This is a genomic window from uncultured Algibacter sp., from assembly GCF_947495675.1.
Lineage (GTDB): Bacteria > Bacteroidota > Bacteroidia > Flavobacteriales > Flavobacteriaceae > Algibacter_B.
In genome coordinates, this window is sequence record NZ_CANLZX010000082.1 from 1 (window position 1) to 251 (window position 251).

The 251-nt window shown below is 41.0% G+C and carries 1 protein-coding gene; it reads right to left on the reverse strand.

Annotated elements, in window-relative coordinates; translation table 11 throughout:
- Positions 1–251 (reverse strand): cadherin-like domain-containing protein (locus Q0842_RS16185; RefSeq protein WP_298500551.1); only part of this gene is annotated, 251 nt, incomplete at both ends.

Below are 251 nucleotides of genomic sequence, written 5' to 3' on the forward strand. Positions count from 1 at the left end.
GTATGATCGACACTATCTGCATCTGTTAAGTTCGCAAATAAATCTCCGCTTACTGGGGTATCTTCATTTGTGCTTACTGTTTCATTATCATCGCTGATTGCATCCGTTATTGGAGTTACCGTAATATCTAATACAGAACTGTCCGTATCTGTGGCATCATTATCATCTACTAGATCATAACCTACTGTTGGTACGGGTCCATTATAACCAGGTGCTGGAGTGAAGGTATAGGTACCATCTGCATTGACCGT